Source organism: Sphingobium sp. FW305-3-2-15-F-TSA7, from assembly GCF_058787155.1.
Map to the genome: position 1 here is coordinate 73,008 of NZ_JBYSZM010000034.1, position 11,992 is coordinate 84,999.

Consider the following 11,992-nt stretch of genomic DNA (forward strand, 5'->3'; position numbering starts at 1 on the left):
CCAATGATTTTGGGGAGGGTGTCATGACACCCTTGGTCGCGCAACTCCGATTGGAAAAGATTATCCGACGGAGCTGAAACTTTTCTCTTTATGCAAATAGAAAGATAGCGCCGCTGTCTTCATTGTTGTCAGATCAAGTCGCCCCGGCCGGCTTCGCCGCGTCGGCGCGCACCGCCTTCACGACTTCGTCGACCGCGCGCACGACCACGTCGGGCCGCTCGTTCTGGATATAATGGCCCGCGTCGGGAACGAGTTCCTGGCGCGACCGGGTCGACCAGGATGCAATCTCGGTGTGGAGCGCTTTCCAGCGCGCCTGCATCCCCTCTCCCTCCGCCTTGGTCACGCTCAGCCCCTGCAGCATTTCGGGCGGATAGGGCTGGGTGGAGGTCAGGACGACAATGGGGCGATCGCCGAGATTGCGGAGCCTGCCCGCCTGTTCCCAGATCGCGGGCAGCGCGTCCATCTCGGCGATCACGCCGCCGACGCTGTGGCCCATATAGGCCTGGCGCGCGCCGGCTTCCGCCGGTGGCTCGCCGGACGCTGCCTGGGCGGGAACCAGGCGCCATATCCCGGTCCACGACAACGCCGACATCGCGCGCGGCACGAAGGGCAAGGGCACATAAGCCTTGCGCCCCGGCGGGGGCAGCTTCTTGCCCTGATCGGCGTGCGAGGCGTCGACGAACACGATCCCCTTCACATCGTCGCCGTAAAGCCGCGTATAGGTCATCGCATAGGGACCGCCGGCGGAAAGGCCGACCAGCACCAGCGGCCCGCCAATGCCCGCCTTTTCCAGCATGGCATGGAGATCGCGCGCCACCCCCTCGCCGTCATGCACGCCCGACTTGTCGTCGCTCCACATGATGCCCGCGCGGTCATAGGCGCAGGTGCGCGTGATCTTCGCGATCGAATCATGCACCGGGCGCCACGACAATGTGCCGTTGGGATCGACGCCCGATTCGAGGATCACCGTCGGCGATCCGCCGCCGCGACAGTCGAGATGGAGCTTGCGTCCACCGATATCGACGAGTTGGCCGCGCGGTGGAAACTGCTTCGCCGCGCGATGCCGCGCCCATTGCTCATAAGCTGCGCCGAACGCGACGATCAGGACGACGATCCCCGCCAGTCCGATTCCGATCCGCTTGATCACACGCCACACCCGTGACCCGGCCATGCTCCCCTCCTATATTATTTCTTTCTGGTGATATTATGTTGCGCGGACATTGCCATTGGAACGAAAGCGGCACAATCGGGATGGCGCGCTGGAGCCACCAGTTTTCGACGAACGACAACCTTGGCGCTGGTGCGTAAACCACATATAATTCGATGCATGACCGGCCGCCGCGCCGATACCACCAAAAGGGTTCCCTGCATGATCGTCCGACTCGCTATCGCCCTTTGCGCGATCGGCCTGACCATATTGTCGCCCGCCCTGGCAGCGCCGCAATCGGCGAAGCCGGCGCCCGACCCCAATGAGCGTATCTGTCGCACCGAAGCGGTGACGGGTTCGCGCCTCCAGAAACAGCGCACCTGCCGAACCCGCAAGGAATGGGACGAGGCCCGCCGCGAAACCGGCGAGGCGATGGGCAGCGTTCAGCGCAGCCAGGGCGGCAATTGCGGCATGCGCCCCTGCTGAGCGCCGCAATCCGCATCGAAGCAACGCACCGCGACAGGCCGGTGTACCTTATCCCTTAAGATGGAACAGATATGACCGACGACAAGACGATCCAGGTGCTCACCACCGGTGGCACGATCGACAAGCAATATTTCGACAGCCTCAGCGAATATCAGATCACCGATACGATCGTGACCCGCCTGTTCGAGATCGCGCGCGTCACGCAGCCGCACCGGGTGGAAGAGATGTTCCGCAAGGACAGCAACGACCTGCTGGAAGAAGATCGCACCGCGCTCGCAGCGCGCATCCGCAGCGACGATGCGAAGCGCTTCGTCATCACCCATGGCACCGACACGATGACGGTGACGGCGGCGGCTTTGTCCGACATTCCCGACAAGGTGATCGTGCTGGTCGGCGCCTTCACGCCTGCGCGGTTCGCGGAAAGCGACGCCGTGTTCAATCTCGGCATGGCGTTCGCGGCCGCGCAAACGGCGGCGCCGGGCGTCTATATCGCGATGAACGGGACGATCTCCAACGCCAGCGAAGTGGTGAAGGATCGCGCAAAGGGTGCATTCGTCCGCCGCGACGCGCAATAGGATCTGGCCCGACCGATCAGCGCGGACGATAAGCCCCCAGGAAAGCACGTACCGCCTCTGCGGCATGGCGTCGCAGCGTTGACCGATCGGGTATCGCGCTGTCGCCGAGCATCATGACGCGGTTCACCGGATCGCCCATCACCAGCCAGTTGAACTGCGACGCGGCGATCCGCGGGTCATCGATCGCAAGCAGGCCGCGGTCGGCCCAGCGCGTAAAGGCCGTGGTGAGCCCGGCCACCGCGCGCTGCGGCCCGCCACGGTCGAGCGCCGCGCCAAGCTCCGGAAACCGGTTCGCTTCGGCGATGATGAGGCGGCGCAATTGCATCAGCCGCGGCGTCAGCACCACGATCAATTGCCGTTCAGCATAAGCGAGCAATCGTGCCTCGACATCGTCCTTGCCGCCAAGATCGGCGATCTCGCGCTGGACTTCGTCGCCGGCGGCCGAGGTCATGCGGGTGATGATCGTGACGAACAGCGCCTCCTTGCTCGCGAACTGCTTGTAGACCGTCTGTTTCGACACCGCCGCCTGCGCCGCGATCTCGTCCATGCTGGTGCCCGCATAGCCGTTCTGAAGGAAAATATCGGTTGCCGCATCGAGGACCGCCCGGCGCTTTCGCTCGGATCGGCCAATGCCGTCGATCAATGAGTCCGCCATGGCCGCCCCCACTTGCCGCCGGTCAGTGGCGGTTGACTCTCAGTACTGGACAGTCCAGTTTGATTCAAGCAGCGGAAAGAGCGACTCCGATGAACGGCAAACAGATTCACTCCCTGACATCGTCGTGCCGATGCGGCGCGGTCGCATTCGAGACGGTCGGCGCGCCGATCATGAGCGTGTCGTGCCATTGCACGAGCTGCCGCACGGCCGGACGGCAGATCGAGGAACGCCCCGATGCACCGGCGGTGCTCGATGCCGACGGCGGAACCCCCTTTCTGCTCTATCGCAAGGATCGCCTTCGTTGCGTTCGCGGCGGCGCACAGCTGGAGACGTTGCGGCTCAAACCCGATTCCCCGACACGGCGGCTGATCGCACGGTGCTGCAACTCCGCGATGGCGCTCGAATTCTCCAAGGGTCATTGGCTGAGCATGTATCGCGATCGCTTTCCCGACGACGCCCCGCCGCTGGAGATGCGGGTGATGACCGCGGATCAGCCGGGAGACAGCCCGCTTCCCGACGATATTCCCAACTATCCCCGCCATTCGGGCCGCTTCATGTGGCGATTGCTCGGCGCGTGGATCGCGATGGGACTGCGCTCGCCACGCGTTGCAGGCATGGAGGCGGTATGACGAAAGTGGCGATGGAGAATATCAACAGTCCCGACCGGCCGATCCGCGTCGATGCCGTCAAATATCACGCGATGCGCGACGCGATCCTCGCGGTGTTACCGACCGGCGCGCCTGGATTGACGGTGGCCGAAACCAAGGCGCGGCTGTTGCCGCTGCTGCCCGAAACGCTCTTCCCCGGCGGCGAGAAGGCCGGCTGGTGGCTCAAGGGCGTCCAGCTCGACCTGGAGGCGAAGCGACTAATCGCGCGTGAGGAGACCAAGCCGCTGCGCCTGCACCGGCTTTGATCAATTGAATGAGACGCGTTGCGGTTACGCCTTGGGCGTCACCCAGATATCGACGGGCGCGGCGAACTTGCCGGGTGCGGGCTTGCCGATATCGATCCGCTCCGCGGTCACCAGCTCGCCCGACTTCAGCGTGAAACTGGCATAGGGACGCGGCATACGGCCGAAACTCATTTTCTGAATGGGCTCGCCCGTGGCGGAATTCATGATCGTTGCGATGATGCTCATCGCGCGCCGGTAGCGGTCTTTCGGGACCGATTTCAACCGTCGTCGCAAAAGAATCATCGATGCGCATGGCTCCGCATCGCGAAACTCGAGGTGATGCGCGAAACGCCGGGGAGCCGCGACAGCACCGTTGCGTGGAAGCGCTCATATTCGGCCATGTTCGCGATCTGCAGGCGCAGCACATAATCGCCGTCGCCCGTCATCAGATACCATTCGCGAACCTCGGGATGGTTGCGCAGCCCCTGTTCGAAGCGCGTCAGATATTCCTCGGTCTGGCGGTCCAGCGCCACCTGGACGATCGCGGTCATGCCTTCGTCGGGCGAGCTGCCGGCGATGATCGCGGTATAGCCGCGGATCACGCCCGAGCGTTCGAGCATCCGAACCCGGCGCAGACAGGCCGAGGGTGACAGCCCGATCTTGGCCGCCAGCGCGCCATTGGTGATGCGGCCGTCGAGGCGCAGCGCGGTGAGGATGCGGCGATCGATCTCGTCAATGGCGTGCATGCAATATTCTTTCATTTCTTCGAATAATCTGCGCTTCTAACCGCATTTTCGACCAATTCTAGCAGCAACAGACGGAATATTCGGCATCATCGACGCTACATCATCCCCAGGAGGTGATGCGTGGAAAAACATGCCTGTCCCAGCGCGGCCAGCCGGCTGACGATCGACCTCGACGCCGTGCGGGCGAATTTTGCGGCAATTGCCGCACGGGTGTCGCCAGCCCGGTGCGGCGCGGTGATCAAGGCGGACGCCTATGGACTGGGCGCCCCGGCGGTCGCCGCAGCACTCCACCGCGAAGGGTGTCGCGCCTTCTTCGTCGCGCATCTGTCCGAAGCGATCGCCATTGCCCATGTCCTCGATCCCGATTGCGAGATCATGGTGCTGAACGGGCTGGAACCGGGCAATGAGGCGCTCTGCGCGGATCGCGGTTTCGTGCCCGTGCTCAACGCCCCCGAACAGGTCGACGCCTGGCGCGCGCTCGCCATCCAGCGCGGACGCCCACTGCCCGCCGCGCTCCAGATCGACACGGGCATGTCACGGCTCGGCATCGACCTCGACCATGCCGCGCGGCTGGCGGACGATTCCGCTTTGGCCGGGCAGATTTCGCTGCGCCTGCTGATCACGCATCTCGCCTGCGCCGACTCGCCCGATCATCCAGCCAATGCCGATCAGCTCGCGCGTTTCGCAGCGGTCCGATCGCTGTTCCCGACCGTGCCCGCATCGATCGCCAACAGCGCAGGCGCGGCGCTGGGCAGCGATTTTCATCTCGATCTCGTGCGCGCCGGACTCGCATTGTTCGGCACGACAGCGTCGGGGGCGGGCGTATCGCCGCGCCCCGCCGTCCGGCTCGACGCGCGCGTCGTCCAGATCCGCACGATCGCGCCCGGCGACGGGGTCGGCTATGGCCTGACGCATATCGCATCGTCGCCGCAAAGGCTCGCCACGCTCGGCATCGGCTATGCCGACGGCTGGCCGCGCAGCCTGAGCGATCGCGGCGCCGCCTGGTTCCAGGGCGTACGCCTGCCGATCGTCGGCCGCGTCTCGATGGACTGCATGACGGTGGACATCACCGCCCTGCCCGACGCCGCGCTCGCCCAGGGCGATTTCGTCGAGCTGATCGGGCCGGACCAGTCCGCCGTCGAGGTGGCCGAGGATGCCGGCACCATCGACCATGAAATCCTGGCACGGCTCGGGACGCGCTTCCAGCGCCTCTATCTCGAAGACGGCGCCACACTCATCCAGTCAGCGGGGGTTTAGCAGCAATGAAGGTCGTCATCCTGGGCGCGGGCGTCGTCGGCATCACATCGGCCTGGTATCTCGCAAAGGCGGGCCATGAGGTCGTCGTCATCGACCGTCAGCCCGGCCCCGCGCTCGAAACCAGCTTTGCCAATGCCGGCGAGATATCCCCCGGCTATGCATCGCCCTGGGCCGCGCCCGGCATTCCGATGAAGGCGATACGCTGGCTGATGATGCGCCACGCGCCGCTGATCCTGCGCCCCAATCTCGACATAGAGATGGTGCGCTGGGTGGCGTCGATGCTGCGCAACTGCACCGCCGCGCGCTACACGCTCAACAAGAGCCGGATGGTCCGCCTGGCCGAATTCAGCCGCGATCAGCTCGCCGAAATGCGCACCGAGCTCTCGATCGACTATGATCATCGCGAGCAAGGCACGCTGCAGCTTTTCCGCACCCAGGCGCAGCTCGACGGCAGCGCCAAGGATATCGCGGTGCTGCGCGACTACGGCATTCCCTATGAAGTGCTCGACCGCGACGGCTGCGTGCGTGCCGAACCCGGCCTTGCCGGCACGCGCGACCGCTTCGTTGGCGGCCTGAGGCTGCCCAATGACGAGACCGGCGACTGCCAGATCTTCACCACCAAGCTGGCCGCGCGGCTCGCCGGCATGGGCGTCGAATTCCGCTACGATACGCAGATCGAGTCGCTTGCCGTCGAGGGCGGCAAGATCGCCGGCGTCCGCACCGATCGCGGCCTGGTTTCGGGCGATCAGTATCTCGTCGCGCTCGCCAGCTTCTCACCCGCTTTGCTCAAGCCGCTCGGCTTCCATGTGCCGGTCTATCCGGTGAAGGGCTATTCGATCACCGCGCCGATCGTCGAGGCCGATCGCGCGCCCGTCTCCACCCTGCTCGACGAAAGCTACAAGATCGCGATCACCCGGCTGGGCGACCGTGTGCGCGTCGGCGGCATGGCCGAGATATCGGGATATAGCCGCGACCTGCCCGAACGGCGCAAGGGCACCCTGCTCCACTGCGTCGACGATCTTTTCCCCGGCGCCGCCGACCTGTCAGACGTCAGCTACTGGTGCGGGCTGCGCCCGATGACTCCCGACGGACCGCCGATCCTGGGACCGACCGCGATCCCCAACCTTTACCTCAACACCGGCCACGGCACGCTCGGCTGGACGATGGCGTGCGGTTCCGGCCATGTCATCGCCGACATTATTTCGGGCCGCGCGCCCGAAATCGATGCGGACGGGCTGTCGATCGCACGCTATCGAGCCTGATCACACAAAGGAGAACTACCCAAATGAGCATCGTCAGACTGAAATCGGGCCCGCGCATGAGCCAGGTCGTGATCCATGGCGGCCTGGTCTATCTGGCCGGCCAGGTCGGCGCGCCGGGCGAGGACGTGCAGGCGCAGACCCGCGCAGTGCTGTCGTCGATCGACGCGTTGCTGACCGAAGCGGGCACCGATCGCTCGCGCATCCTGACGGCGACGATCTGGCTCGCCGACATGGGCGACTTCGCCACGATGAATTCGGTGTGGGAAGAGTGGGTCGATCCCGCCACCGCCCCCGCGCGCGCCACCGGCGAAGTGCGCCTGGCGACCGACGAGTACAAGGTCGAGATCATCGTCGTCGCCGCGCTTCCCTGATAGTCGGGCCGCACCGGCTCGCTCCCCCGCCCGACCACCCGATCCAGTATGATCCTGTCGGGTGGTTGGGCGGGGGAGTGGGCCGGTACCGTTACTGGAAAGCGCTCTTTCGCGCTTTCTCAAACGAACTCCGAGGGCGGATCTCGGACCGGCGATCGATCGCCGGTTTGACATGCCGCCCTCGCATCGCCACATCACCATTATGGTCAAGCAGATCATCCACGGGCGTTATCGCCACCATTCAGGGCAGCTCGCCGCGCGCAGCTAGCCCCGGGCTTCCTTCGTCACCCTAACGAAGCCCGGGGAGACAGCATCGAAGCATCCGGCCGTTTCCGCCCATGCGGACGCCGCACCCTGAAAGCCATGACCATGACGACAGCGTCGGAGCCGGCACAAGGCCGCCCGCCCATCCACCTCATCGACGCCGAATGCGAGATGCTGACCGCGCTCGCGTTGCGGATCGAGGACGCCCAGCCCGTGCTCGCGGACCTGCTGCTCACCGAGATGGAGCGCGCCGAGCTTCATCCCGCCGATGCGCTGCCGCCGCGCACGGTGGCGATGAACAGCGTGATCTCGTTCGTCGACGAGCGCAGCGGTACGCGGCGCACCGTCCAGCTCGTCTATCCCCAGGACGCCGATATCGAGGCCGGGCGCATCTCGATCCTGACCCCCATCGGCGCCGGCCTGATCGGCCTCGCCCAGGACGCGTCGATCGTCTGGCCCGACCGGGACGGCCAGGAACGGCTGCTGCGGATCGTCCAGGTCGAACCGGGAGAGTCGCCTTGATGGAGGAACTCGCCCGCTATCGCTGCGTCGGCGACGACGGCACCCGTGTCGCCGTCGTCGAATATCGCTATGTCCACACCGCGCGCGGCGACAACGGCATCCGCCGTCACCTGGGCGCGACCAAACTCACGCTCGAGACGGGCGAGCCCGTCCGCTACATCGATCCGGTCCGCTTCGAAGTGATCGACACCGGCGAAATGATCCGCCGGCTATCCTGACGGCAGTCCCGTCAACCGCCCGCCCCTCGCCATCGCGGCCGGGCGGCGATCAGCATATCCGACGCCGGATCATGTATCGGCGTCGCGAACATCAGCCCGACCTCGACTCCCCCCCGCCGGGGCATGCTCGCCTTCGGTCCGGCACGCGGCACCGCCGCGGCCGCAAACGCATCGCAGCGCGCGGCAAGGTCGAGGAGATGCGCGCGCACCACCTCATCACTGGTGCGCGCGGCGATCCGGCGACAGGTCTCGGCCTGCCCGATCCAATGGCCATAGCCAGGGGTAACGCTCATGCCGGCGACGATGCCAGGCCGCGTCCACCGACCGGAGCCTCCTCGCCGCGCGAGTAGGTGGCGACGAGCATGCCGGCGGCAAGCACATTGCCGGCCAGCGCGCCGACAACGCCCGACCGGCCGGGATTGTCGCCGATGTCCGGCGTCGTCGAGAGCGCGAAAAGCTGGAACACAAAATCATGCGGTCCGTGGCCGGTCGGCGGATCGGGGGGCAGCCAGCCTTCGGCCAGAATGCTGTTGCGCCCGACATCGCGGCCATCGGCATCGCCGGCGCCATCGTCCGCGATCGCACCCTCCGCCAATCCGGCTTCATCGGGCGGGATATTCCAGACGATCGCATGGACGAAGGGGCTGGTGGCGGGCGCGTCGGGATCCTCGACGATCAGCGCCAGGCTGGTCGCGGCGTCGGGCACGCCACTCCATATCAGGGGCGGCGAAATGCCGGCGCCATCAGCGGTGAAGCGTTCGGGCAGCCGGGCGCCGTCGGCGAAGGCCGGGCTGCGCAGATCGATGAAACCATCGCCGAGCCCCAGTTCTTCCTGCGCGATGACCAGTTTCGAATGCCCTGCCCGCACGTTGCGAAGCAGGCTGCCGAGCCAGTGTGGAACATGTTGCAGCATCGCGGAGCCTCCTTGCCGATCCCGGGACAACACCCGAGAACGATATTGGCTCCCGCATGCACGGAAGTGCAGGTCGGCGACGGAGATTTGGCAGGCTGTCGAAGGGCTGAGCGCGGCCCGAGGGGAGTCCATACTTTGCTGTCGAGACATAATTTGTGCCTGCCGCAGCGCCTGCTCCCTCGCCCCCTTTAGGGGGAGAGGGGGGCGTCGGGGCAGAATCGAGCTTCGGCGCCAAGGCCTCTCCCTACGTCCCCCTCTCCCGACCTCGCTGCGCTCGGCCCCCTCTCCCCCTAAAGGGGGCGAGGGAAGCATGCCATCCAGCCTACGCCAATCGAAATCCCGGATACCAGTGTACCTTCGCCGGAACGACGGTGGTTTTTTGAAGACCTATCAGGGCGCGATACCCCGCGATATCGCGCCCCGATCCGGTCAGAAGCCGATCGACAGCGTCAGGCGGCCGTTGCTCTGCGAACCGTTCTTGCCGATCAGCCCGTCATAGGAGACCGAAACCGTCGCCGCCTTGCTCATCCGCCAGTCGAGCGCGACCGTCGCCGCCGCGGCATCGCGCGACAGCGCGGTGCCGGTGACGCCGAAGCTGGCGGCCGACGTGCCGAAGCTGTGAGTGCCGGTTGAAACCAGATCGCCGAACACATGCTGCCACGCCAGGCTGCCGCGGCCCGAAAGCCCGCCGACGATCGGCGTCGCCGCCTTCACGCCCAGCTTGCCCAGACCGAAAGTGTCCTCACGCGCGGCGACGCGCAGCGCGACCGGCCCGCCAGTCTCGGTGAAGCCGTCGGTCTTGATGCGGTAGATGCCGAGGCCGGCAAAGGGCTCCACCGCCCCGCCGGTCGCGGCGATCGGCATGCCGATCTCGGCGAAGCCGTGCAGCGTGGTGCCCTTGTAATCGGCCTCTGCATGATCGGTGAAACCGGGGAAGGCGATGTCGCGCCGGGTGGCGACATCGACCCGGCCGTAACCGATGCCGGCGCGCAGATTGACGCCGCCGAAGCTGCCCCCGGCATAAGCCATCACATGCACCGTCTCGAGCTTCGCGGTGCTGCGCCGCGCGGCGACCGTCAGATCCTCGCTGGTGAAGCCGCCGGCGATGCCGACGCGCGCGCCCGATGCGAAGCCGAAATCGATACCGCCGATCCCGCCGGTGGTCTCACGCTCGGCATCGGCCGCGCCGGATATGCCCGAATCCTCGTCGCTCGACGCGACGAACTGGCCCCAGATCGCCGGCCCATCGGCATCGACGGCGAAGCGCGGCGCCAGCGCCGCTTCCGCCGCGATCGCATTGAGCACCATCGCGGTGCCGACCGAGGCATGGACCTCGCCCGAAAGCAGGTCGAGCCCCGCGCGGACCGCATCGTCGCTGGGGATGAGGGTCAGCGCGGCATAGGCCGGATTGGCGACGCCGAGCGTGCCGAACGCGGTCGCGGTGTTCACCTGGTTGGGATTGAGGCCGAGCAGCGCCAGCGACGCGCCGGTGCGCACGACATCGACATAGATCGCGTTGGCGTTCGCACCCAGCCGCAGTTCGGTGTTGCCGAGCGGGTTCTGCGTCATGGTCGTGTAATTGCCGCTGACGCCGCCCGCCGCGGTCAGCAGCGTGTAGCGCGAACCGACCGTGTAATCGCCCGCCGCGCGGGTGACCGCCAGCGTCGCGCCCGAACGGATCGTCGCGATGCTGCCCACCGCGATCCGGTCCGCACCGCCCGAAACGATTTCGGCGGCATAGGTCGATCCGGCTTCCTGGACGAGCTGCCCGGTGATGGTGAGCGTGCCGACGCTGAGGCCCGGCGCGATCGTCGCGCCCGACTGGATGGTCGCGCCCGCGATAGTGCCGGTGCCGCCCAGCGTCGCGCCGTTGGCCACGCGCACCGCCGAGGGCATCGCGCCCAGCACGTTGAGCCGGCCGGCCAGCACATCGACCGGGCCGGCAAAGCCCGGCTGCGCACCGATGGCGAGCGTGCCCGCGCCCAGTTTCTGCAACAGGCCGGTGCCGGTGAGCGTCGCCGCCAGCGTGCCGGTATCCGCCTGATCTATGCGCAGCGTGCCGGCATTGGCGATCGCGCCGGTCAGCGTCGTGCTGTTGCCAGTCAGCGTGGCGCCGCCGCCGATCGTGGTGCCGTCGCTGAAGGTCGAGGCGGCGGTCAGCGTCCAGCTGCCCGAAGCGACCGCGAGCCGCTCGAAATTGACCGCGCCCGCGAAGCTGCCATTGCCGGTGCCGCCCAGCGTCACCGTGTCGGTGCCGGTGCCGCCATCGACCGAGCCGGTGATGACCGATCCGGCGAGCAGGTTGAGCGCGTCGTTGCCACCGCCCATCTGGATCGCGACACCGCCGGTGCCGGCGATGGTGCCCGAATTGGTGATCGTGTCGGCGAAATTGCCGACCAGCGCGATCGCGGGGCCGGCAAGCCCTTCGATCCGGCCGGCATTGACGATCGTGGTCGCGCCAAAGGCACCATTGTCGGCGCCGTCGTCGATCAGGATGCCGTTGCGGCCGCCGCTGATCAGCGCGTTCGCCGCATTCTCGATCGTGCCGCCGCCCATCGCGATGCCCTGCGCGCTGTTGGGCCGGCCGCCCGAATCGACGCCGGTCGCGCTGATGCCGCGGATCGTGCCGAAATTGCGGACGGTGCCGATCAGATCGATATCGACGCCGTCGCCGTCGCCATTGG

Annotated in this window: 16 protein-coding genes; 9 read left to right on the top strand and 7 right to left on the bottom strand. The window is 66.6% G+C overall.

What is annotated here, in order from left to right:
• Positions 1 to 133 precede the first annotated feature (133 nt).
• Positions 134 to 1,171, bottom strand: a complete 1,038-nt coding sequence (locus AC3WN8_RS23440; protein WP_492671908.1) for an alpha/beta fold hydrolase — start codon at positions 1,169 to 1,171, stop codon at positions 134 to 136.
• Positions 1,172 to 1,369: 198 nt separating this feature from the next.
• Between AC3WN8_RS23440 and AC3WN8_RS23445 the strand changes: the two genes are divergently transcribed.
• Together AC3WN8_RS23445 and AC3WN8_RS23450 are read left to right on the top strand one after the other, a co-directional pair.
• On the top strand, positions 1,370 to 1,633 hold the full coding sequence (locus tag AC3WN8_RS23445; RefSeq protein WP_492671909.1) for a hypothetical protein: 264 nt from the start codon (positions 1,370 to 1,372) through the stop codon (positions 1,631 to 1,633).
• A gap of 71 nt (positions 1,634 to 1,704) precedes the next feature.
• Positions 1,705 to 2,208, top strand: a complete 504-nt coding sequence (locus tag AC3WN8_RS23450) for an asparaginase domain-containing protein (RefSeq protein ID WP_492671910.1) — start codon at positions 1,705 to 1,707, stop codon at positions 2,206 to 2,208.
• A 16-nt stretch (positions 2,209 to 2,224) separates the two neighbouring features.
• Here AC3WN8_RS23450 and AC3WN8_RS23455 read toward each other — a convergent pair whose 3' ends face one another.
• Positions 2,225 to 2,863 carry a TetR/AcrR family transcriptional regulator gene (locus tag AC3WN8_RS23455; protein ID WP_492671911.1) on the bottom strand — a complete coding sequence of 213 codons (639 nt, stop codon included), beginning with the start codon at positions 2,861 to 2,863 and terminating at the stop codon, positions 2,225 to 2,227.
• 89 nt (positions 2,864 to 2,952) lie between these two features.
• On the opposite strand from AC3WN8_RS23455, the gene AC3WN8_RS23460 reads away from it, so the two are divergent.
• Both AC3WN8_RS23460 and AC3WN8_RS23465 read left to right on the top strand, forming a co-directional pair.
• Positions 2,953 to 3,492, top strand: a complete 540-nt coding sequence (locus AC3WN8_RS23460; RefSeq protein WP_492671912.1) for a GFA family protein — start codon at positions 2,953 to 2,955, stop codon at positions 3,490 to 3,492.
• Positions 3,489 to 3,776: a DUF6958 family protein gene (locus tag AC3WN8_RS23465; protein ID WP_492671913.1), complete on the top strand. Its 288-nt coding sequence runs from the start codon at positions 3,489 to 3,491 to the stop codon at positions 3,774 to 3,776. Before AC3WN8_RS23460 ends, AC3WN8_RS23465 begins: the two co-directional genes overlap by 4 nt.
• A gap of 24 nt (positions 3,777 to 3,800) precedes the next feature.
• Here AC3WN8_RS23465 and AC3WN8_RS23470 read toward each other — a convergent pair whose 3' ends face one another.
• Together AC3WN8_RS23470 and AC3WN8_RS23475 are read right to left on the bottom strand one after the other, a co-directional pair.
• Entirely contained in the window at positions 3,801 to 4,001 is a 201-nt protein-coding gene (locus AC3WN8_RS23470) for a hypothetical protein (protein WP_492671914.1), read from the bottom strand.
• A gap of 53 nt (positions 4,002 to 4,054) precedes the next feature.
• Positions 4,055 to 4,501, bottom strand: a complete 447-nt coding sequence (locus tag AC3WN8_RS23475; protein WP_492671915.1) for an Lrp/AsnC family transcriptional regulator — start codon at positions 4,499 to 4,501, stop codon at positions 4,055 to 4,057.
• 120 nt (positions 4,502 to 4,621) lie between these two features.
• Between AC3WN8_RS23475 and alr the strand changes: the two genes are divergently transcribed.
• The 5 genes from alr to AC3WN8_RS23500 all read left to right on the top strand — a co-directional run bounded on the left by alr (position 4,622) and on the right by AC3WN8_RS23500 (position 8,395).
• Positions 4,622 to 5,758, top strand: a complete 1,137-nt coding sequence (alr, locus tag AC3WN8_RS23480; protein ID WP_492671916.1) for an alanine racemase — start codon at positions 4,622 to 4,624, stop codon at positions 5,756 to 5,758.
• A 5-nt stretch (positions 5,759 to 5,763) separates the two neighbouring features.
• Complete coding sequence (locus AC3WN8_RS23485; RefSeq protein ID WP_492671917.1) at positions 5,764 to 7,020, top strand: D-amino acid dehydrogenase; 1,257 nt, start codon at positions 5,764 to 5,766, stop codon at positions 7,018 to 7,020.
• A 23-nt stretch (positions 7,021 to 7,043) separates the two neighbouring features.
• The gene (locus AC3WN8_RS23490) at positions 7,044 to 7,391 is read left to right on the top strand and encodes a RidA family protein (protein WP_492671918.1); all 348 of its coding nucleotides are present in this window, start codon (positions 7,044 to 7,046) and stop codon (positions 7,389 to 7,391) included.
• Positions 7,392 to 7,760: 369 nt separating this feature from the next.
• Entirely contained in the window at positions 7,761 to 8,177 is a 417-nt protein-coding gene (gene rnk, locus AC3WN8_RS23495) for a nucleoside diphosphate kinase regulator (RefSeq protein WP_492671919.1), read from the top strand.
• A complete protein-coding gene (locus AC3WN8_RS23500; protein WP_492671920.1) occupies positions 8,177 to 8,395 on the top strand; it encodes a hypothetical protein in 219 nt (72 codons plus the stop codon). Before rnk ends, AC3WN8_RS23500 begins: the two co-directional genes overlap by 1 nt.
• A gap of 11 nt (positions 8,396 to 8,406) precedes the next feature.
• On the opposite strand, the gene AC3WN8_RS23505 is transcribed toward AC3WN8_RS23500, so the two are convergent.
• The 3 genes from AC3WN8_RS23505 to AC3WN8_RS23515 form a co-directional block, all read right to left on the bottom strand.
• Positions 8,407 to 8,688, bottom strand: a complete 282-nt coding sequence (locus AC3WN8_RS23505) for a hypothetical protein (RefSeq protein WP_492671921.1) — start codon at positions 8,686 to 8,688, stop codon at positions 8,407 to 8,409.
• The gene (locus AC3WN8_RS23510; RefSeq protein WP_492671922.1) at positions 8,685 to 9,308 is read right to left on the bottom strand and encodes a YbhB/YbcL family Raf kinase inhibitor-like protein; all 624 of its coding nucleotides are present in this window, start codon (positions 9,306 to 9,308) and stop codon (positions 8,685 to 8,687) included. Before AC3WN8_RS23510 ends, AC3WN8_RS23505 begins: the two co-directional genes overlap by 4 nt.
• Before the next feature lie 429 nt (positions 9,309 to 9,737).
• Positions 9,738 to 11,992 (bottom strand): autotransporter outer membrane beta-barrel domain-containing protein (locus AC3WN8_RS23515; protein ID WP_492671923.1); only part of this gene is annotated, 2,255 nt, incomplete at its 5' end.

What these genes read in the sequence shown, in the direction of transcription:
- AC3WN8_RS23440 (WP_492671908.1), bottom strand. Translation starts at nt 1,171, where the DNA reads ATGGCCGGGTCACGGGTGTGGCGTGTGATCAAGCGGATCGGAATCGGA.
- AC3WN8_RS23445 (WP_492671909.1), top strand. Translation starts at nt 1,370, where the DNA reads ATGATCGTCCGACTCGCTATCGCCCTTTGCGCGATCGGCCTGACCATA.
- AC3WN8_RS23450 (WP_492671910.1), top strand. Translation starts at nt 1,705, where the DNA reads ATGACCGACGACAAGACGATCCAGGTGCTCACCACCGGTGGCACGATC.
- AC3WN8_RS23455 (WP_492671911.1), bottom strand. Translation starts at nt 2,863, where the DNA reads ATGGCGGACTCATTGATCGACGGCATTGGCCGATCCGAGCGAAAGCGC.
- AC3WN8_RS23460 (WP_492671912.1), top strand. Translation starts at nt 2,953, where the DNA reads ATGAACGGCAAACAGATTCACTCCCTGACATCGTCGTGCCGATGCGGC.
- AC3WN8_RS23465 (WP_492671913.1), top strand. Translation starts at nt 3,489, where the DNA reads ATGACGAAAGTGGCGATGGAGAATATCAACAGTCCCGACCGGCCGATC.
- AC3WN8_RS23470 (WP_492671914.1), bottom strand. Translation starts at nt 4,001, where the DNA reads ATGAGCATCATCGCAACGATCATGAATTCCGCCACGGGCGAGCCCATT.
- AC3WN8_RS23475 (WP_492671915.1), bottom strand. Translation starts at nt 4,501, where the DNA reads ATGCACGCCATTGACGAGATCGATCGCCGCATCCTCACCGCGCTGCGC.
- AC3WN8_RS23485 (WP_492671917.1), top strand. Translation starts at nt 5,764, where the DNA reads ATGAAGGTCGTCATCCTGGGCGCGGGCGTCGTCGGCATCACATCGGCC.
- AC3WN8_RS23490 (WP_492671918.1), top strand. Translation starts at nt 7,044, where the DNA reads ATGAGCATCGTCAGACTGAAATCGGGCCCGCGCATGAGCCAGGTCGTG.
- rnk (WP_492671919.1), top strand. Translation starts at nt 7,761, where the DNA reads ATGACGACAGCGTCGGAGCCGGCACAAGGCCGCCCGCCCATCCACCTC.
- AC3WN8_RS23500 (WP_492671920.1), top strand. Translation starts at nt 8,177, where the DNA reads ATGGAGGAACTCGCCCGCTATCGCTGCGTCGGCGACGACGGCACCCGT.
- AC3WN8_RS23505 (WP_492671921.1), bottom strand. Translation starts at nt 8,688, where the DNA reads ATGAGCGTTACCCCTGGCTATGGCCATTGGATCGGGCAGGCCGAGACC.
- AC3WN8_RS23510 (WP_492671922.1), bottom strand. Translation starts at nt 9,308, where the DNA reads ATGCTGCAACATGTTCCACACTGGCTCGGCAGCCTGCTTCGCAACGTG.